The organism is Blastococcus sp. SYSU DS1021 (genome assembly GCF_054050995.1).
Map to the genome: position 1 here is coordinate 44,249 of NZ_JBJHAL010000003.1, position 18,196 is coordinate 62,444.

Genomic DNA, 18,196 nt, shown 5'->3' on the forward strand with positions numbered 1-18,196 from the left:
GCGCTGTGGAGGGCGATCCCCTGCTCTATGCAGGGCACTCGAGGTCCGCGACGTCCAGTGACGCCGTCGTCCCGCCACCCTCGACTGCGGTCGACGCCGGATGACCTGGAAAGCTGGCGAGCTGGACGACCGTGCCGAAGGCTCACGGGGGTGGAGGCGAGTTTCCTGCCGGTCGGGATTCGACACCCTGCTGCAGAGCACGGAGAAACCTGCAGCCTCGACGGAGTCGATGATGGCAAGGGTGTCGGGGACGCGGAAGATCAGGTCATGGACACGGGCTCCGTGTCGAGGAAGCGCCTCGGGACAGCGTTTCTCCCGACGCGGGCGAGCTTCAACGATTCGAGCTCATACCGTTGCCGGAGCGCCATTGCCGCGACCGGAGACCGGACTCAGCCGCGGGCCGACGGCGAGGGTTCGACCGGCTCCTCCAGCGGTGACGGGCTGGCGTCCAGCGGGGAGGCCTCGTCGTCGTCCAGCCCGTGGAAGTGCTCGGCGGCCGCGCGCCGGGCCCGGCGACGGTCGACCAGGCGGGCGGTCTGGATCGCCAGCTCGAACAGCACGATCATCGGCCCGGCCATGAGCAGCATGGTGAACGGGTCCTGCGTGGGCGTCACGAACGCGGCGAAGACGACGGTGAGGAAGAAGATCCAGCGGCGGCTCCCCCGCAGCGCCTCGTAGCTCACGACGCCGACCAGGTTGAGCGCGATGGCGATCAGCGGAACCTCGAAGCTCACCCCGAACGCCACCAGCAGCGACAGGACGAAGCCGATGTAGTCCTGCGCGGTCAGCGCCACCACGACCCCGTCGCCGGCGAGGCTCAGCAGCAGCTCCAGGCCTGCGGACAGCGACACGTAGGCCAGCACGGCGCCGAGCACGAAGAGCAGCGTGGAGACGGCGACGAAGCCGACGCCGTAGCGCTTCTCGTTGCGCTTGAGGCCGGGGGTGATGAAGGCCCACAGCTGGTAGAGCCACACCGGCGCCGCGAGGACCACGCCGGCGAGGAAGGCCACCTTCAGGCGGATGAAGACACCGCCGAAGACGTTGGTCACGAGCAGCCCGCAGCCACCGGCGTCGTCCCCGGCATAGCGCAGGTCCTCCGGCAGCCCGCAGTACGGGGCACGGATGAACTCGCCCAGCCCGTGCTCGTACCACCAGAACGCGAGCACCGTGGTGAGCGCGAGCGCCAGCAGGGACTTGGCGATGCGGTTGCGGAGCTCGGTGAGGTGGGCGATCAGGCTCATGGTGGCCTGGGCATCGCGTGGCCGCCGCCGACGCCGACGCGCGCCGCGGGTCGCCTCGCTCACCGCCGTACCCCCGGGTGCGAAGCGGTCAGCGGGGGCCGTCGGCCGCGGCACGGGCCTGGTCGGCCTGCGCCCGCAGCTCCGCCGCACGCGCCTCGGCCTGCCGCGCCTCCTCCTGCAGCTGCGCGTTTCGCTCGTCCGCCGCGGAGGACGCGGGGGCGACGATCTCGCCGCGGACCGGTGTGGTCTTCGCCGCGTCGCGGGTGCGGACGTCGTCGTCCTTCATGCCCTTCATCTCGCCCTTGAAGATGCGCAGCGAACGACCCAGCGAGCGCGAGGCGTCGGGCAGCTTCTTGTAGCCGAAGAGCAACAGGATGGCCAGGATGATCAGGCCGATTTCCAGCGGGCCGAGTGACCCCATGGCGCGTCCTCCGAAAGGTGTGGTGACTGGGGTGATGCTACGCCGCGGGGCACCGGTTTCCCGACCGGTACGAGCACAGGAACCGCCGCTCGGGACGGAGTTCGCCGGCCGTTCAGCCGGCGGACGACCGGGCGTCGCGTAGCCGGCCGGCGCGGTCGGCGGACTCCTGCAGCCCGGCCCGTACCGGCGCGATGTCGGCCTCGGCCGCGGTCAGCTCGCGGGCCAGCCGCCCGAAGGCGCCGAGCACGCCGTGGGCGAGCACCCCGAGCACGGCGAGCGCCAGGACGACCACGACGGCGAGCACGATCCAGAACACCACGGCCGAACCCTAGCCCGCGCCGCCGGGCGCCACCCCGTACCGGGCCAGGGCGGCCCGGGCCTCGGCGGCGACCTGCGCGCCGATCTCGGCCGGCTCCTCCACCACCGCGTTGCCGCCCAGGATCGTGACCAGCCGCCGCGCCCAGGCCAGGTCCGCCGTGCGCACGGTGACGGCCAGCCCACCGGGCGGGTCGTCGACGGGCGTCACGTCCTCGGTCGGGTAGTAGTCGGCGACCCACCGGGCGCTGCGGGCCAGCCGCAGGCGCACGGCCGGGGTGTCGGGGCCGGGCTGGTAGAGCCCGTCGTCGATGCTGCGGCTGGTCGCCTGCGGCGGCGCGGCGGCGGGCTCGTCCAGCACCGTGGCCTCGTCCACCCGGTCGAGCCGGAACAGCCGGACGCCCTCGGCCCGACGGCACCAGGCCTCGAGGTACCAGTGCCCGTCGACGTAGAGCAGCTGCATCGGGTCGACGGTGCGCTCGGTGCGCTCGTCGCGGGCCGGCACGTAGTAGTGCAGGTGCACCGCGCGCCGGTCCTGCAGCGCCTGCCGGGCGAGCGCCAGGGTCTCCTCCCGGGCGTCGACGCTCACGGCCAGCGGCGCCATCCGGGCCGCCGCGTCACCAGTGGCTGCCGAGACCTTGGCCAGCGCCCGGCTCACGGCGTCGCGCTCGGCCAGGCCGGGCAGCTCCAGCAGCGTGCGCAGCGCGACGACCAGCGCGACCGCCTCGTCGGTGGTCAGCCGCAGCGGCCGCACCATCCCCGCGCTGAACGTGACCCGGACCCGGTCCCCCTCGAAGGCGACGTCGATCAGGTCGCCGGGACCGTAGCCGGGCAGCCCGCACATCCAGAGCAGCTCCAGGTCGCGCTGCAGCTGCCGCTCGGGGACGCCGAAGTCGCGGGCAGCCTCGGCGAGCGCCACGCCCTCGGGACGGGCGGTGAGGTACGGGATCAGGGCCAGCAACCGGGTCATCCGGTCGGTCGCGCCCCCGGCGCTCACGGGCGCGTCCCCATCGCGGCCAGGCGGGTCAACCGGGCGATCACGGCGTCCCGCATGTCGGTCGGCGCCTCCACCACGACGTCGGCGCCGTAGGCGGCGATCTGGTCGGCCAGGGCCCACGGCTCGGTGGTGCGCAGCTGCAGCCGGTCCTCCACCTCACCGGTGCCGTCGTCGGCCGGGCCGAGGGAGGTGGCGTGCCGGCGCAGCCCCACGGCGGTTCCCGGCCGCGCCCGCACCACGATGAGGTACTCCTCCCCCTGCACCTGCCCGGCGACGACCGCGGTCAGGTCGAGGTCGGGCGGCGGCTCGAACGCCCCCACCGGGCCCACGGCCTTCGGCGTGCCGACGACGCGGGAGAGCCGGAACACCCGCGGCGCCCGCCGGTCCAGGTCGTGCCCGACCAGGTACCAGCGCCCGTGCCAGGCCACCACCCCCCACGGCTGGACGTCCCGGCGGGTCGCGGCGTCCTCGTCGGGGCGCCGGTAGTCGAACTGCAGCCGGCGCCGGTCGCGGGCCGCGGCGTAGCAGGGCTCGAACGCCGCCTCACCCCGGTCCAGGCGGGGCTTGATCGGCAGCGCCCGGGACGAGTCGACGTCGACCCCGGCGGCCTTGAGCTTCACCAGGGCGCTCTGCGCGGTGCCGGCCAGCTGCGCGGACTCCCACAGCCGCAGTGCCAGGCCCACGGCGGCTGCCTCCTCCCCGGTGAGGTGGATCTCGGGCAGCTCGTAGTCGGCGCGGGCGATGCGGTACCCGTCCTCGGTGTCGAAGACGCTGGTGCGCCCGGTCTCGAGGGGCACGCCCATCTCGCGCAGCTCGGCCTTGTCCCGCTCGAACATGCGCTTGAACGCCTCGTCGGCCCGGTCGCTGCCGTCGTCGGGCTCGTACCCCGGCACGGTGGCGCGGATGCGCGCCGCCGTCACGTACTGCCGGGTGCTGAGCAGCGCGATGACCAGGTTGACCAGTCGCTCCGCCCGCTTGGCCGCCATGGCCCCCAGGCTAGTCAGCCCGCCGGGGAGCCGTCGTCGCCCGGCCGCGCGGCGGCGTGCTGGTTAGCCTGCGGGTATGACCAGTGCTCCCCCGTCCGCGCCCGCATCCCGGATCCGCTGGCGGCGGGGCCGGGTCACCGCGACCGGCCGGGCCTGGCGCGACGCGCTGGAGCTGACCGTCGAGGTGGCCGATGACGGCGAGCTGCGGGCGCTGGCCTACCCCTCCCTCGTCGGCGTCCCCGAGGTGGGCGACGAGGTGCTGCTCAACACCACCGCGCTGGCGCGGGAGCTGGGCACCGGCGGCTACGCGATGGTGGTGGCCGTCCCCGACCGGCTGCCCCCGGACCCCGAGGGCCCCGGGCACCTGGTGAAGGCCCGGTACACGCCGCTGCAGGTGATGGTGCAGGGCGTCGACGAGCAGGAAACCGAGCACCACGCGACGATCGCGGACGCCGACGACCTCGGCGGGATGCCGGTCGTCGTGGCCGACCTGCACTCGGCCCTGCCGGCGGTCCTGATCGGGATGCTGGCGACCGACCCCGATCTCAAGGTCGCCTACGTGATGACCGACGGCGGGGCGCTGCCCGCCGCGTTCTCCCGCACGGTGGGCGCGCTCAAGCCCTCGCTGGCCGGCGTGGTGACCGCCGGTCAGGCCTACGGCGGTGACCTGGAGGCGGTCACGCTCCACACCGGGCTGCTGGCGGCGAGGCACGTGCTGCACGCCGACCTGGCGGTCGTCACGCAGGGGCCCGGCAACCTGGGCACGGGAACGCCGTGGGGCTTCTCCGGGGTGGCCGCGGGCGAGGCGTGCAACGCCGTCAGCGTCCTGGGCGGCCTGCCGGTCGGGGCCCTGCGCATCTCCGACGCCGATCCGCGCCCGCGCCACCGCGGCGTCTCCCACCACTCGCTGACCGCGTTCGGGCGGGTGGCGCTGGGCGGCGTGACCCTGGTGGCGCCCCGTGGGCTCTCCTCCGAGCTCGGCGGTCAGGTGGACGAGGACCTGGCGAGCCAGCCGGAGCGGAACACCGTCGTCTGGGTGGACACCGACGGGCTCGACGCCGCGCTGGGGCTCTCACCCGTCCCGCTGCGCACGATGGGCCGCGGCTACCCCGAGGAGCGGGCCTACTTCCTGGCCGCGGCGGCGGCCGGGCGCTACGCGGCGCTCCAGGTGCCGGTGCCCGAAGATGCGGAGGGCTCGGCCGAGACCGTCTCCACGCCCGACGCCTGACGCCGTCCCGGAACGGCGAGTCATGCGAACTCGGGGCCATCAGCGACCGATGACCACGAGTTCGCATGACTCGGCAGCTCACATGCTGGCGATGAGCTTCTCCACGCGCTCGTCGACGGACTTGAACGGGTCCTTGCACAGCACGGTCCGCTGCGCCTGGTCGTTGAGCTTGAGGTGCACCCAGTCGACGGTGAAGTCGCGCCGCTTCTCCTGCGCCTTGCGGATGAACTCGCCGCGCAGCTTGGCGCGGGTGGTCTGCGGGGGCACGTTCTTCGCCTCGAAGACCCGCGGCTCGTGCGCCACCCGGTCGACCTGGCCGTTGCGCTCGAGCAGGTAGTACAGCCCCCGGGTGCGGCTGATGTCGTGATAGGCCAGGTCCATCTGCGCGATGCGCGGCGAGGACAGCGGCAGGTCGCGCTTGGCGCGGTAGCGCTCCAGCAGGTTGTACTTGATGGCCCAGTCGATCTCGCGGTCGATCAGGCTGAGGTCCTCGCTGTCGACGGCCTTGAGCACCCGCCCCCACAGTTCGAGCATCTGCCGGTGCACCGGGGTGCAGCCCTCGCGGTCGGCGAACTCGGTGGCGCGGCTGTGGTACTCGGCCTGGATCTCCAGCGCCGACATCTCGCGGCCGCCGGCCAGCCGCACCTTCCGGCGGCCGGTCATGTCATGGCTGATCTCGCGGATCGCCCGGATCGGGTTCTCCAGCGTCATGTCGCGGATCGGGGTGCCCGCCTCGATCATGCGCAGTACGAGGTCGGTCATGGCGACCTTGAGCAGCGTCGTCGTCTCGCTCATGTTCGAGTCACCGACGATGACGTGCAGCCGCCGGTAGCGCTCGGCGTCGGCGTGCGGCTCGTCGCGGGTGTTGATGATCGGCCGGGACCGCGTGGTGGCGCTGGAGACGCCCTCCCAGATGTGCTCCGCCCGCTGGCTGACGCAGTACAGCGCGCCGCGCGGGGTCTGCAGGACCTTGCCGGCGCCGACGACGATCTGCCGGCTGACGAGGAACGGGATCAGGACGTCGGCCAGCCGGCCGAACTCTCCGTGCCGACCGACGAGGTAGTTCTCGTGGCAGCCGTAGCTGTTGCCGGCCGAGTCGGTGTTGTTCTTGAACAGGTAGATGTCGCCGGTGACGCCCTCCTCGGCCAGGCGCTGCTCGGCGTCGACCAGCAGGCCTTCCAGGATCCGCTCGCCGGCCTTGTCGTGGACGACGAGCTCGGAGAGGTCGTCGCACTCGGCCGTCGCGTACTCGGGGTGGCTGCCGACGTCGAGGTAGAGCCGGGAGCCGTTGCGCAGGAAGACGTTGGAGCTGCGCCCCCACGAGACCACCCGTCGGAACAGGTAGCGGGCCACCTCGTCCGGTGACAGCCGGCGCTGCCCCTTGAAGGTGCACGTGACGCCGTACTCGGTCTCGATGCCGAAGATCCGTCGGTCCACGCTCCGAGCCTAGGCGCCGGAAGCGACACCGGCCCACCGCCGGACCGGCGGGGCGCTACCGCTTCGCGTCGAGCCGCTGCAGCAGGTCGTCGAACGCCTGCTCGATCTCGTCGTGCCCGTTCTGAGACGCCCGCTGCTTGCCGTGGATCAGCGCGGCCCGGTTGACCTTCGAGAAGTCGCCGTACGGGAAGTGGTAGCGCTTCTTCGTCTCCTCGCCGGCGTCCGGATCGACGGCGAGGTGCCAGGCGGCGTAGCCGTCCCAGCCATGCGCGTCGATCTCGGCATTGCCGTCGTCGGCGGACGGTGCGGCGTCGGACCATTCGGTCTCGTCGTCGTACTTCCCGTCGTCGATGAGCTTCCTCGCCTGCGCGAGCGCGTCGTCGTTGAGTTCGTAGTCCGGCATGCCCGCTCCCCTACCCCGTACGCGCGGGTCATCCGCCCGACTGCGGATGCCCCTCGCCGCTGTCGGTGGCGCCCCCGGCGGTGTCGGGAGCGGCGGGGTCACCGAGCCCGGCCGGCGTGCCCGGGGCGGGGTGGCTGGGCACGTGGGCGGAGGTGGGCGGCTGCGTCCCCTCGGTACCGGTCTCGCCGTCACCGAGCAGGGTGTGCAGGGCGGTGCCCACGACGCGGCGGAACGCCCGCTTGGGGCGCCGCCTGTCCAGGACGGCGACCTCCAGCTGCTGGGCGGTCAGCCGCGACGGACCGCCGTCACCGCTCCCCGCGGTGGCGGGGCTGACCGCGGAGAGGGCGTCGACGCCGACCTTGAGCGCGTCGGCGAGCCCCATGCCGGCGTGGAAGTGGTCGCGCAGGTGCCCGGTGACGGCGTCGGCCTGGCCGCCCATGACCACGAAGTCGGGCTCGTCGACGACCGAGCCGTCGAAGGTGAGCCGGTAGAGCTGGTCGCGCTCGGGGGTCTCCCCCACCTCGGCGACGCACAGCTCGACCTCGTAGGGCTTCATCTGCTCGGTGAAGATGGCGCCGAGGGTCTGCGCGTAGGCGTTGGCGATCACCCGGCCGGTGACGTCGCGGCGGTTGTAGGAGTAGCCGCGGACATCGGCCAGCCGGACGCCGGCGACGCGCAGGCTCTCGAACTCGCTGTAGCGGCCGACCGCGGCGAAGCCGATGCGGTCGTAGATCTCGCCGATCTTGTGCAGCGTGGAGCTGGGGTTCTCGGCGATGAGCAGCACGCCGTCGACGTAGGTGAGGACGGCGACGCTGCGACCGCGGGAGATGCCCTTGCGGGCGTACTCCGAGCGGTCGCGCATGACCTGCTCGGCGGAGGCGTAGTAGGGCATGGTCATGGCTCAGGCCTCCCCGGCCGCATTCTGGCGCTCGGCGGCCGCGCGCTCGGTCACGATGGCGTCGGCGACGGCGGCGATCTCGGCGTCGGTGAGCCGGACGGCGCCTTCGGCGTCGACCCGGTAGACGATCGGGTACAGCCGCCGGACCGGGTCGGGACCGCCGGTGGCCGAGTCGTCGTCGGCCGCGTCGTAGAGGGCCTCGACGACGGTGCGGGTCGCGGCTGCGGCGTCCAGGCCCTGCCGCCACGTCTTCTTGAGGCTGTTCCGGGCGAACAGCGAGCCGGAGCCGACCGTGGCGTAGCCGCGCTCCTCGTAGTTCCCGCCGGTGACGTCGTAGCTGAAGATCCGGCCCGGGAGCTCGCCGGGGGCGGCGTCGAGGTCGAAGCCGGCGAACAGCGGGACGACGGCCAGGCCCTGCAGCGCCGCGCCGAGGTTCCCGCGGATCATCTGCGCCAGGCGGTTGGCCTTGCCGTCGAGGGAGAGCGTGAGGCCCTCGATCTTCTCGTAGTGCTCGAGCTCGACCTGGTAGAGCTTCACCATCTCGATGGCGATGCCCGCGGCGCCGGCGATGCCGATGACGCTGTAGGAGTCGGCCGGGTAGACCTTCTCGATGTCGCGGCTGGAGATCAGGTTCCCCATGGTGGCGCGTCGGTCGCCACCCATGAGCACGCCGCCGGCGTAGGTCGCGGCGACGATCGTGGTGCCGTGCGGGGCGATGTCACCCACGGGCAGCTGCGGGACCGGGCGCCGACCGGGCAGCAGGTCGGGCGCGGTGGACCCGAGGAAGTCGGTGAACGAGGAACCCACCCGGTCCAGGTACGCGGGCGGGAACCCGCTCCGGCCAGCTGACGACTCGTTCACCCATCCGCCTCTCCCGCCTGCATGCGCCGGCGTCCACCCGTTGCTCCGCCGGGAGCTTCGTGCTCCTCGGCGTCAGGGCGACCCTACCGGCGGTCGCTCCACCCGGATGGCTCGGACCGGGCCGAGGCCGGCAGCCGAGAACATGGCCGTGATGCGCTGGCTCAGGGTGTGGAAGCGGACGTAGTCCGCGGCCGCGCGCAACACCTCCGGATCGTCCCTGAACTGGCCGAGCCCGCCGTTGCAGTTGAAACACAACAGCGCCCGGACGGCGCCCGTCGCGTGGTCGTGGTCGACGTGCTGGGCGGGCGCGGTGCGGCAGATGGCGCAGACCCCGCCCTGTACTTCGAGCATCACATCCGCCTCGGCCGCCGTGATGCCATACCGCCGTGTGAGGTGGTACGAGCGTGCGCCGCCCGCTTTCGCACGCGAGGCGTGGCCGCGGGCGTTGTGGCACGGGAGGCAGTAGGTGGCGTGCCCGGAGCGGGTCGTGCGCGTCTTCGGGAACTGCTCGAACGCCCTCACCTCGCCGCAGTCGGGACACCACTTCGAGCCTTCCGGGACGTCGAGGCCCTTCGGTGCCAGCCGGTGCTTGCGTGGTTGGAGACGGCGGGCTTCCCGGCTCTTGGCAGCTCGTTCGGCGAGATGCGTGCGGCAGTAGAAGGCGAATCCGTCACGCGATCTCTTGTTCTTGCTGAAGTCGGAGACGGGGCGGTGCGCCCGGCAGTCACGACAGAACTTGGTGTCCACCGATCAGCTTCTTCACCAGAAGATGATCTTGGTCACTGGCCCCCTTTTTGTACGTACGCACGCACGAAGTCCTCACTGTTCTCCTCGAGGACGTCGTCGATCTCGTCCAGCAACGAATCGACGTCCTCGGTCATCTCCTTGTGGCGCTCGGCCACCTCCGAGTCGACCGACGCCTCGATCTCCTCGTTCTCCTCGCGCGACCGCGTCGCCTTCTGCTGCCCGCCGGTGTCCCTGGTGGCCATGCTGCCCTCCGGTCCTTCTCGTGGCTGGTGCTGGTCAGGAAAGTACCCGCAGGAGCCGACATCCGGCGTCCGTCGGCCGGGGGTGGTGGAGACCGCCCATCGGTGAGGACGGCCGGTCAGGGGCCGGTGATCGTGTCGACGAGCTCCTGGGCCGTCGCGGAGGCCTCGAAGAGCGCGCCGACGTGCTCCCGGGTGCCCCGCAACGGCTCGAGCGTCGGGATGCGCACCAGGTTCTCCCGGCCCAGGTCGAAGACCACCGAGTCCCAGGAGGCGGCGGCGATCTGCGTCGGGAAGCGGCGCAGGCACTCGCCGCGGAAGAACGCCCGGGTGTCTGCCGGTGGGGTCACCATCGCGCGCGTCACCTCGTCGTCGGTGAGCAGCCGCTGCATGGCCCCGCGGGCGACCAGCCGGTTGTAGAGCCCCTTGTCCGGCCGGACGTCGGAGTACTGCAGGTCGACCAGCTGCAGCCGCGAGTCGTTCCAGTCCAGGCCGTCGCGGGAGCGGTACCCCTCGAGCAGCCGCAGCTTCGCCGGCCAGTCCAGCTGGTCGGCGAGGCGCATCGGGTCGGCCGCCAGGTCGTCGAGGACCGCCGCCCATCGGTGCAGCACGTCGGTGGTCTGCTCGTCGGCCTCCCCGCGGGTCGCCACGAAGCGCTCGGCCGCCTCCAGGTAGAGCCGCTGCACCTCGATCGCGGTCAGCTGCCGTCCGTCGCGGAGCCGGACCCGGTGGGTGAGCGAAGGGTCGTGGCTGACCGCCTGCAGCTCGGCCACCGGCTCCTCGATCGCGAGGTCGGAGGGCAGGGCCCGCGCCTCGATCATGGCCAGCACCAGCGCCGTCGTCCCGACCTTGAGGTAGGTGGACAGCTCCGCCAGGTTCGCGTCGCCGATGATCACGTGCAGCCGGCGGTACTCGTCGGGGTTGGCGTGCGGCTCGTCGCGCGTGTTGATGATCGGCCGCTTCAGGGTCGTCTCCAGACCCACCTCGACCTCGAAGAAGTCGGCGCGCTGCGAGAGCTGGAACCCCGGCGTCCGGCTCTCCGTCCCGATGCCGACCTTGCCGGAGCCGGCGAACACCTGCCGGGTGACGAAGAACGGCACCAGCCCGCGGATGATGTCGATGAACGGCGTCCGCCGGTCCATCAGGTAGTTCTCGTGCGCGCCGTAGGACGCGCCCTTGCCGTCGGTGTTGTTCTTGTAGAGCTGGATCGGGTGCGTGCCGGGGATCTGCACTGCGCGGCGGGCGGCCTCAGCCATGACCCGCTCCCCTGCCTTGTCCCACAGGACGATGTCGCGCGGGGTGGTGACCTCCGGCGTCGAGTACTCCGGGTGCGCGTGGTCGACGTAGAGGCGCGCGCCGTTGGTCAGGATGACGTTGGCCATCCCGGAGTCCTCGTCGAGGTCGTTGTGGTCCAGGGCCTGGGCCGGGGTCAGGTCGAAGCCCCGGGCGTCGCGCAGCGGTGACTCCTCCTCGAAGTCCCACCGGGGACGGCGGGGCGTCGGCGCATCGGCCACCGCCCACGCGTTCACGACGAGGCTCGACAGCGTGGTCGGGTTCGCCCCCGGCTGCCGCGGCACCGAGATGCCGTACTCGACCTCGGTGCCCATGACCCGCCGCACGCTCATGGCCCAACCCTAGGCCGAGGCCGCTCCGGGGACCGGTGCCGGCATCGAGCCGCGGACCTGGCACATACCGGATCGGTTCCGTAGCCTCGGTGGTGCCCCGGCCGCACCAGCGCGGTCATCGGGACGAACGCGGGCCACGGCCGTCGAGCCGGTACCCCGCATCTTTCGGACGCGCCGCGCGCCCTCTCCGCCCAGCGGCAGTGGTCCTTCTCCGTCGATCCGGCTCCGTGGGTGGAGCGTGCTGCCCCCGTTCGGTGGGCCGGCCGCGTGGGCGACCGCCGTTCGAGAGGATCATGACGAACCCGAGCACCACCTCCGGCCCGTCCACCCGCGTCTTCCGGCGGCGCACCGCTGGCCTCGCCGCCACCGGCGCCCTGCTCCTGGCGCCGTTCCTGGGCACGGGCACCGCTGCTGCCGCCGACGACGAGACCTGGGACCGCCTCGCGCAGTGCGAGAGCAGCGGCAACTGGTCCATCAACACCGGGAACGGCTACTACGGCGGCCTGCAGTTCTACCAGCCCACCTGGGAGGGGTTCGGCGGCACCGAGTACGCCCCGCGGGCCGACCTCGCCACCCGCGAGCAGCAGATCGCGATCGCCGAGAAGACCCTTGCGGTCCAGGGCTGGGGCGCCTGGCCGGCCTGCTCGGCGAAGCTGGGCCTGACCGAGGCGGACAAGGCCGGCAGCGCCACGCCTCCGGCAGCCGCCCCGGCCCCCACGGCCGAGGCACCGGCGCCCGCGCCGGCCGACGCCGGGCAGCAGTACACGGTCCAGGCAGGTGACACGCTGTCGGGGATCGCATCGGCCAACGGGCTGCAGTGGCAGACCCTGTACGAGGCCAACCGCGACGTCATCGGCGCCGACCCGGGCCTCATCCACCCCGGCCAGGTCCTCCGCCTGGGCTGACCCCGCGGACGAGCGGCTCCGGCTCGCCGCCGTCCTGGCTCAGCACAGGGGGTCCTGGCTCACGACCGATCGTGAGCCAGGACCCCTGATGATCAGGTGACCTGATCATCAGGGAGCCACGGGCAGCCGGACGGCCCGGCCACCGCGTGGTGGCCGGGCCGTCCGTCGTCGTGCCTAGAGGTACTGGCCGGTGTTGGTCGCCGTGTCGATGGCGCGCCCGGCCTCGTTCCCCTTGCCGCTGATGAGCGTGCGGATGTAGACGATCCGCTCGCCCTTCTTGCCCGAGATCCGCGCCCAGTCGTCGGGGTTGGTCGTGTTGGGCAGGTCCTCGTTCTCCTTGAACTCGTCGAGGCACGCCTGCATCAGGTGGCCGACCCGCAGGCCCCCGGTCCCGGTCTCCAGCCGCTCCTTGATCGCCATCTTCTTCGCGCGGTCGACGATGTTCTGCAGCATGGCGCCGGAGTTGAAGTCCTTGAAGTAGAGGACCTCCTTGTCACCGTTGGCGTAGGTGACCTCGAGGAAGCGGTTCTCCTCGCTCTCGGTGTACATGCGCTCGACGGTGCGCTGGATCATCGCGGCGATCGTCGCCTCGCGGTTGCCACCGTGCTCGGCGAGGTCGTCGGGGTGCAGCGGCAGGTCGGGCACCAGGTACTTGCTGAAGATGTCGCGCGCGGCCTCGGCGTCGGGCCGCTCGATCTTGATCTTCACGTCGAGCCGGCCGGGCCGCAGGATCGCCGGGTCGATCATGTCCTCGCGGTTCGAGGCGCCGATGACAATGACGTTCTCCAGGCCCTCGACGCCGTCGATCTCGCTGAGCAGCTGCGGGACGATCGTCGACTCGACGTCGGAGGAGACCCCCGAGCCGCGGGTGCGGAAGATCGAGTCCATCTCGTCGAAGAACACGATGACCGGCGTGCCTTCGCTGGCCTTCTCCCGCGCGCGCTGGAACACCAGCCGGATGTGCCGCTCGGTCTCCCCGACGTACTTGTTGAGCAGCTCGGGGCCCTTGATGTTGAGGAAGTAGGACTTCGCCTGGTGGACGCCCTCGCCACGGACGGCGGCGACCTTCTTCGCCAGCGAGTTGGCCACGGCCTTGGCGATCAGCGTCTTGCCGCAGCCGGGCGGGCCGTACAGCAGGATGCCCTTGGGCGGGCGCAGCTGGTACTCGCGGAAGAGATCGGCGTGCAGGAACGGCAGCTCGACGGCGTCGCGGATCTGCTCGATCTGCCGGGACAGCCCGCCGATGTCGGTGTAGTCGATGTCGGGGACCTCTTCGAGGACGAGCTCCTCGACCTCGCTCTTGGGGATCCGCTCGTAGACGTAGCCCGACCGGCTCTCCAGCAGCAGCGAGTCGCCGACCCGCAGCGGCTGGCCGGTGAGCGAGTCGGCCAGGTAGACGACGCGCTCCTCGTCGGTGTGCCCGATGACCAGCGCCCGTGGGGTGACGCCGTCGACGGGCTCCAGCAGCTCCTTGAGCATGACGACGTCGCCCTGGCGCTCGAAGTCCCGCGCCTCCACGACGTTCATCGCCTCGTTGAGCATGACCTCCTGGCCGGGGCGCAGGGTGTCCACCTCGACGTTCGGCGAGACCGACACCCGCAGCTTGCGGCCGCCGGTGAACACGTCGACGGTCCCGTCGTCGAACCGGGTCAGGAAGATGCCGTAGCCCGAGGGTGGCTGCCCGAGCCGGTCGACCTCCTCCTTGAGCGTGACCAGCTGCTCCCGCGCGTCGCGCAGCGTGCCGGCCAGCTTGTCGTTGCGCTCGGAGAGGAAGGCGGCCCGGCCCTCCGCCTCCGCTATCCGCTCCTCCAGCGCGCGCACCTGGCGCGGGCTGTCTGCCACCTTGCGGCGGAGCAGGCTGATCTCCTCCTCGAGGTAGGAGATCTGGCTGAGCAGCGAGGCGACGTCACGCTCACGCCGCGCCTTCATCTCGTCAGGACCCAGGCCCATCACGCACCTCCGCACTGTCGGGGGAGCCAGGACGCAAATCTATACACGCGCGACGACACTTCGCCGTCGCCTCGCGGGGTCCGTGGCGGGGTGCTACTGAGGTGCTGGAACGGCCCTCCTGCAGGGGCCCGCCGCGAGCGTGCGAGCGGTGGGGGCAGGAGGGTCCTCCTTCAGTGCTTCTGCGCGCGGCGCTGGCGGACGGGGGCGACCGCGCCCTCGGCCAGGCGGCGTGCGGTGACGAGGAAGGCGGTGTGGGCGACCATCCGGTGCTCCGGGCGCACGGCCAGGCCGACCGCGTGCCACGGCCGCATCAGGGTCTCCCAGGCGTAGGGCTCGGTCCACACGCCCTGCGCGCGCAGCGCCTCCACGTAGGTGGACAGCTGGGTGACGGTGGCGACGTAGCCCACCAGCACGCCGCCGGGACGCAGCGCGGCGGCGACCGTCGGCAGGACCGCCCACGGCTCCAGCATGTCCAGGACGACCCGGTCGACCACCTCGTCGGCCGGGTGGTCGGCCAGATCGCCCAGCCGCAGGCTCCAGTTGCTCGGGACCTCGCCGAAGAAGGCGCCGACGTTCGTGCGCGCGACGTCGGCGAAGTCCTCGCGCCGCTCGTAACTGGTCAGCGAGCCCCCGGCGCCGACGGCCCGGAGCAGCGAGCAGCTGAGCGCGCCGGAGCCGGCGCCGGCCTCCAGCACCCGCATGCCGGGCCCGATGTCGCCGAAACCGACGATCTGCGCGGCGTCCTTCGGGTAGATCACCTGCGCGCCGCGCGGCATGGAGAGCACGTAGTCGGCGAGCAGCGGGCGCAGCGCCAGGTACCCGGTGTTGGCCGTCGAGTGCACGACCGACCCCTCGGGCGCACCGATGAGGTCGTCGTGCTCGATGGCGCCGCGGTGGGTGTGGAACTGCTTGCCGGGCGTCAGGACGACGGTGTGCAGCCGGCCCTTGGGGTCGGTCAGCTGCACCCGGTCCCCCGCGACGAACGCGCCCTCCACGGGCTCGGCCCGCTGCGCGGAGGGGCTCTCCCCCGCCTCGTCCGGCGCCTGCTGCGCCTCGTCGACGACGTCGGTCCCCGGCTCCTGCTCACTGGTCACGGGCGACCAGCGTACGGACGCCGCCGCTGTGACCCGGGACGCCGATGCGGCGCGGACACTCGGAACTGTCGGAGGCGCGACCTAGCCTCGGGTACATGACGGCGATGGTGGACACCGACCCGCGACCCGGCACGCCCGACGGCGGGACCGAGCCCCCCGCCGAGGTGACCGCACCGCGCCGCCCCTCGCTCTCGCCCAGCCGGGCGGCGGACTTCAAGACCTGCCCGTTGCTCTACCGCTTCCGCACCATCGACCGGCTGCCCGAGCGCAAGAGCCTGGCCGCCGTCCGCGGCACCCTCGTCCACTCCGTGCTGGAACGCCTCTACGACCTGCCCCCGGCGCAGCGCACCCCGGAGAGCGCCCTGGAGCTGCTCGAGCCGGCGTGGGCCGAGCTGCGCGACGAGCCGGGCATCGCCGAGCTGTTCGCAACCGGCCAGGACGAGGGCGCCGAGAGCGATGCGAACGCGCCCGAGTCGGTGGCGGCCTGGCTGGCCTCGGCCGGGAAGCTCGTCGAGAAGTACTTCTCGCTGGAGGACCCGCGCCGCATCCAGCCGGCGGGTCGGGAGGAGCTCGTCGAGGTCACGCTGCCCGACGGGCTGCTGCTGCGCGGTTACGTCGACCGGCTGGACGTCGCCCCCAACGGCGCGCTCCGGGTGGTCGACTACAAGACCGGGTCGATGCCGCGCGAGGCGTTCGAGTCCAAGGCGCTGTTCCAGATGAAGTTCTACGCGCTGGTGCTCTGGCGCACCCGCGGGGTGGTGGCCGCCCAGCTCAAGCTGCTCTACCTCGGCGACGGCGACGCGCTCACCTACGCCCCGGAGGAGGCCGAGCTCGTGCGCTTCGAGCGCACGCTGCTGGCCATCTGGTCGGCGATCGAGCGGGCCGTCGCCACGGGTGAGTTCCGGCCGAACAAGAGCCGGCTCTGCGGCTGGTGCGACCACCAGGCGCTGTGCCCGGCGTTCGGCGGCACTCCCCCGCCCTTCCCGGCGGAGGCCGCTGCGTCAGCCGGCTGGCGGACGACCCTGCCGGTGACGCCGGTGTGACCGGCGCGGTGACCGTTCGCGCCGCCGTGCCGGCGGATCTCGCCGCCGTGCTGGATCTGTACCGCCAGCTGTACCCGGAGCTCGAGCACGACGAGACGCTGCGGGTGCAGGACGCCTGGGCCAGCACCATGACGACACCCGGGCGCACGGTCCTCGTCGCCGAGGCCGCCGGAACCGTGGTCGGGACGGCGGATGTCACGGTGGTCGCCAACACGGCTCACGCCGGTGAGCCCTACCTGCTGGTCGAGAACGTCGTCGTGGACCGTGCCCATCGGCGCTCCGGCGTGGGTGCGGCCCTCCTGGGCGCCGCACGGGAGCACGGCCGCCGGGCCGGCTGCTACAAGCTGCAGCTCTCTGCCGACGACCCGGCGGCCTTCGCGTTCTACGAGGCCGTCGGACTGCGTCCGGCGGCACGGACCTACAAGGAGTACCTCGGCTGACCGACCGGAGCGTGCGGCATGCATGTCCCGCCGGGTCGGTCCTCGGCCCGCGTCCGCTGCGAGCGCCGGCACGCAGGCCGCGACACCTCTTCACCGGGACCAGTGACCAGCGAGACTGTGACCGTGCATCCCGACAAGAGGCTCGAGATCCTGACGGCGTTCGCCGCCGCCACGGCGGACCCGAGCCGCCTGGGCGCACTGCTGGGCGACGCGGCCGACGACTCCGACGCCGTGCGAAGGTTGCAAACGGCCTACGGGTTCACCCCCGGTCAGGCGCGGGCGGTCCTCGACCTCCAGCTCGCCCGGATCACCCGGGAGCACCGCGCCCGGCTGCAGGCCGAGATCGACGCCCTGCGCGACGCTGCTGCCGGGCTCTGGGACCCGCCGATCGAGGTCACGGCGACGGCGAGGTCCGGGCGGGAGATCGTCGTCGGCCTCCCGGACCATGAGCACGACGTCCACGGCGACGACTCGGCCGACTGCCTCGACCGGATGGTCGTCCTCGTACGCGACGAGCTGGCGGGCCCGCGCCGGCGCAGGGTGACCGTCACCTTCACCGCAACCGTCCCCGACGGGCCACGTACCGTCCACGTCGATCCGGTGGGCAGCGCCTCGTTCTGCTACGACGACCTCGGCACGGCATAGTCGCGGCCCCCGGAACTCAGCGCGGGGCGGCGCTCGCCACCTCGCGGGCGGTGAGCACCGCCTCGAGCTCCGGCACCCCGACCCCCACGAGCGTCTCCACCAGGGTGAGCCCCGGTGCCGGCGGGACCGGCTGCATCGCGGGCACGCCCAGCACCGCCATCCCGGCGGCCAGCCCGGCGGTCACGCCGACCAGCGAGTCCTCCACCACCACGCAGGAGTCGGGCTGGACGCCCAGCGCTGCGGCTGCCTGGAGGTAGGGGGCCGGGTCCGGCTTGCGCGCGGGAACCTCGTCGCCGCAGACGGTCAGGTCGAACGGGCTGCCGCCGAGGTCCGTCGCGATGCTCGCAAGCACGATGTCGGCGAGCCGGCGGGGCGTCGTCGTCACCAAGGCGGTGGCCAGGCCCGCGGCCCGCACCGCGGACAGCAGTTCCCGGGCGCCGGGCTGCCACACGACGCCGCCGGCCATGAGCACGCCGACCCGCTCCTCGATCCAGGCCGCGTCCACAGCGAGCTGTTCGGCGGTGGCGCTGATGCCGAGGTCCGCGTAGAGGATGCCCATCGCCGTCGGCATGCTCGTGCCCACCGTGCGGGCCCGCGCCTCGGCCGACATCCGCCCCCCGAGCCGTCCGGCGAGCTCGAACATCGCCTCGCCCCAGTACTCCTCCGTCTGCACGAGCGTGCCGTCCATGTCGAACAGCACCGCCCGCAACGCGCTGGAACG

At 72.5% G+C, this 18,196-nt stretch carries 20 protein-coding genes; 5 read left to right on the plus strand and 15 right to left on the minus strand.

Going from position 1 to position 18,196, the window contains the following annotated elements:
• Positions 1-389: 389 nt before the first annotated feature.
• From tatC to ACI8AP_RS03070, 5 genes are all read right to left on the minus strand, one after another.
• Positions 390-1,241 carry a twin-arginine translocase subunit TatC gene (gene tatC / locus ACI8AP_RS03050; RefSeq protein ID WP_456587855.1) on the minus strand — a complete coding sequence of 284 codons (852 nt, stop codon included), beginning with the start codon at positions 1,239-1,241 and terminating at the stop codon, positions 390-392.
• Between the two features lie 88 nt (positions 1,242-1,329).
• A complete protein-coding gene (tatA, locus tag ACI8AP_RS03055) occupies positions 1,330-1,662 on the minus strand; it encodes a Sec-independent protein translocase subunit TatA (RefSeq protein ID WP_456587856.1) in 333 nt (110 codons plus the stop codon).
• A 112-nt stretch (positions 1,663-1,774) separates the two neighbouring features.
• The gene (locus ACI8AP_RS03060; RefSeq protein WP_456587857.1) at positions 1,775-1,981 is read right to left on the minus strand and encodes a hypothetical protein; all 207 of its coding nucleotides are present in this window, start codon (positions 1,979-1,981) and stop codon (positions 1,775-1,777) included.
• Between the two features lie 9 nt (positions 1,982-1,990).
• Positions 1,991-2,974 carry a helix-turn-helix transcriptional regulator gene (locus ACI8AP_RS03065; protein WP_456587858.1) on the minus strand — a complete coding sequence of 328 codons (984 nt, stop codon included), beginning with the start codon at positions 2,972-2,974 and terminating at the stop codon, positions 1,991-1,993.
• A complete protein-coding gene (locus ACI8AP_RS03070) occupies positions 2,971-3,960 on the minus strand; it encodes a helix-turn-helix transcriptional regulator (RefSeq protein ID WP_456587859.1) in 990 nt (329 codons plus the stop codon). The genes ACI8AP_RS03065 and ACI8AP_RS03070 overlap by 4 nt, the downstream gene beginning before the upstream one ends.
• Before the next feature lie 76 nt (positions 3,961-4,036).
• On the opposite strand from ACI8AP_RS03070, the gene ACI8AP_RS03075 reads away from it, so the two are divergent.
• Complete coding sequence (locus ACI8AP_RS03075; RefSeq protein ID WP_456587860.1) at positions 4,037-5,188, plus strand: DUF3866 family protein; 1,152 nt, start codon at positions 4,037-4,039, stop codon at positions 5,186-5,188.
• A gap of 78 nt (positions 5,189-5,266) precedes the next feature.
• Here ACI8AP_RS03075 and pafA read toward each other — a convergent pair whose 3' ends face one another.
• From pafA to dop, 7 genes are all read right to left on the minus strand, one after another.
• Positions 5,267-6,625, minus strand: coding sequence for a Pup--protein ligase (pafA, locus tag ACI8AP_RS03080; RefSeq protein WP_456587861.1), 1,359 nt, complete (start codon positions 6,623-6,625; stop codon positions 5,267-5,269).
• Between the two features lie 55 nt (positions 6,626-6,680).
• The gene (locus ACI8AP_RS03085; RefSeq protein WP_456587862.1) at positions 6,681-7,028 is read right to left on the minus strand and encodes a hypothetical protein; all 348 of its coding nucleotides are present in this window, start codon (positions 7,026-7,028) and stop codon (positions 6,681-6,683) included.
• Between the two features lie 28 nt (positions 7,029-7,056).
• Positions 7,057-7,926 (minus strand): proteasome subunit alpha, encoded by an 870-nt coding sequence (gene prcA, locus ACI8AP_RS03090; RefSeq protein ID WP_456587863.1) that lies wholly within the window; start codon positions 7,924-7,926, stop codon positions 7,057-7,059.
• A 3-nt stretch (positions 7,927-7,929) separates the two neighbouring features.
• Positions 7,930-8,787 carry a proteasome subunit beta gene (prcB, locus tag ACI8AP_RS03095; protein WP_456587864.1) on the minus strand — a complete coding sequence of 286 codons (858 nt, stop codon included), beginning with the start codon at positions 8,785-8,787 and terminating at the stop codon, positions 7,930-7,932.
• Between the two features lie 72 nt (positions 8,788-8,859).
• Complete coding sequence (locus ACI8AP_RS03100; protein WP_456587865.1) at positions 8,860-9,534, minus strand: endonuclease VII domain-containing protein; 675 nt, start codon at positions 9,532-9,534, stop codon at positions 8,860-8,862.
• Between the two features lie 32 nt (positions 9,535-9,566).
• Positions 9,567-9,776: a ubiquitin-like protein Pup gene (locus ACI8AP_RS03105; protein ID WP_456587866.1), complete on the minus strand. Its 210-nt coding sequence runs from the start codon at positions 9,774-9,776 to the stop codon at positions 9,567-9,569.
• 116 nt (positions 9,777-9,892) lie between these two features.
• Positions 9,893-11,398 carry a depupylase/deamidase Dop gene (gene dop / locus ACI8AP_RS03110; protein WP_456587867.1) on the minus strand — a complete coding sequence of 502 codons (1,506 nt, stop codon included), beginning with the start codon at positions 11,396-11,398 and terminating at the stop codon, positions 9,893-9,895.
• Positions 11,399-11,691: 293 nt separating this feature from the next.
• On the opposite strand from dop, the gene ACI8AP_RS03115 reads away from it, so the two are divergent.
• Positions 11,692-12,303 carry a transglycosylase family protein gene (locus ACI8AP_RS03115; protein ID WP_456587868.1) on the plus strand — a complete coding sequence of 204 codons (612 nt, stop codon included), beginning with the start codon at positions 11,692-11,694 and terminating at the stop codon, positions 12,301-12,303.
• A gap of 174 nt (positions 12,304-12,477) precedes the next feature.
• Here ACI8AP_RS03115 and arc read toward each other — a convergent pair whose 3' ends face one another.
• Together arc and ACI8AP_RS03125 are read right to left on the minus strand one after the other, a co-directional pair.
• Positions 12,478-14,253, minus strand: a complete 1,776-nt coding sequence (gene arc, locus ACI8AP_RS03120; protein ID WP_456587869.1) for a proteasome ATPase — start codon at positions 14,251-14,253, stop codon at positions 12,478-12,480.
• A gap of 170 nt (positions 14,254-14,423) precedes the next feature.
• On the minus strand, positions 14,424-15,347 hold the full coding sequence (locus ACI8AP_RS03125; protein WP_456587870.1) for a tRNA (adenine-N1)-methyltransferase: 924 nt from the start codon (positions 15,345-15,347) through the stop codon (positions 14,424-14,426).
• A gap of 95 nt (positions 15,348-15,442) precedes the next feature.
• Here ACI8AP_RS03125 and ACI8AP_RS03130 point away from each other — a divergent pair, with 95 nt between their 5' ends.
• The 3 genes from ACI8AP_RS03130 to ACI8AP_RS03140 all read left to right on the plus strand — a co-directional run bounded on the left by ACI8AP_RS03130 (position 15,443) and on the right by ACI8AP_RS03140 (position 17,475).
• Positions 15,443-16,390, plus strand: a complete 948-nt coding sequence (locus ACI8AP_RS03130; protein ID WP_456587871.1) for a RecB family exonuclease — start codon at positions 15,443-15,445, stop codon at positions 16,388-16,390.
• Between the two features lie 8 nt (positions 16,391-16,398).
• Complete coding sequence (locus tag ACI8AP_RS03135; protein WP_456587872.1) at positions 16,399-16,830, plus strand: N-acetyltransferase family protein; 432 nt, start codon at positions 16,399-16,401, stop codon at positions 16,828-16,830.
• A 123-nt stretch (positions 16,831-16,953) separates the two neighbouring features.
• Positions 16,954-17,475: a hypothetical protein gene (locus ACI8AP_RS03140; RefSeq protein ID WP_456587873.1), complete on the plus strand. Its 522-nt coding sequence runs from the start codon at positions 16,954-16,956 to the stop codon at positions 17,473-17,475.
• Positions 17,476-17,491: 16 nt separating this feature from the next.
• On the opposite strand, the gene ACI8AP_RS03145 is transcribed toward ACI8AP_RS03140, so the two are convergent.
• Positions 17,492-18,175, minus strand: coding sequence for an HAD family hydrolase (locus tag ACI8AP_RS03145; protein ID WP_456587874.1), 684 nt, complete (start codon positions 18,173-18,175; stop codon positions 17,492-17,494).
• Positions 18,176-18,196: the final 21 nt, after the last annotated feature.

Bases quoted from the DNA above. Each gene is read 5' to 3' on its own strand.
- arc (WP_456587869.1), bottom strand. From the start codon at position 14,253: ATGGGCCTGGGTCCTGACGAGATGAAGGCGCGGCGTGAGCGTGACGTC.
- ACI8AP_RS03115 (WP_456587868.1), top strand. From the start codon at position 11,692: ATGACGAACCCGAGCACCACCTCCGGCCCGTCCACCCGCGTCTTCCGG.
- ACI8AP_RS03130 (WP_456587871.1), top strand. From the start codon at position 15,443: ATGACGGCGATGGTGGACACCGACCCGCGACCCGGCACGCCCGACGGC.
- ACI8AP_RS03085 (WP_456587862.1), bottom strand. From the start codon at position 7,028: ATGCCGGACTACGAACTCAACGACGACGCGCTCGCGCAGGCGAGGAAG.
- tatC (WP_456587855.1), bottom strand. From the start codon at position 1,241: ATGAGCCTGATCGCCCACCTCACCGAGCTCCGCAACCGCATCGCCAAG.
- ACI8AP_RS03075 (WP_456587860.1), top strand. From the start codon at position 4,037: ATGACCAGTGCTCCCCCGTCCGCGCCCGCATCCCGGATCCGCTGGCGG.
- tatA (WP_456587856.1), bottom strand. From the start codon at position 1,662: ATGGGGTCACTCGGCCCGCTGGAAATCGGCCTGATCATCCTGGCCATC.
- dop (WP_456587867.1), bottom strand. From the start codon at position 11,398: ATGAGCGTGCGGCGGGTCATGGGCACCGAGGTCGAGTACGGCATCTCG.
- prcA (WP_456587863.1), bottom strand. From the start codon at position 7,926: ATGACCATGCCCTACTACGCCTCCGCCGAGCAGGTCATGCGCGACCGC.
- ACI8AP_RS03070 (WP_456587859.1), bottom strand. From the start codon at position 3,960: ATGGCGGCCAAGCGGGCGGAGCGACTGGTCAACCTGGTCATCGCGCTG.
- ACI8AP_RS03105 (WP_456587866.1), bottom strand. From the start codon at position 9,776: ATGGCCACCAGGGACACCGGCGGGCAGCAGAAGGCGACGCGGTCGCGC.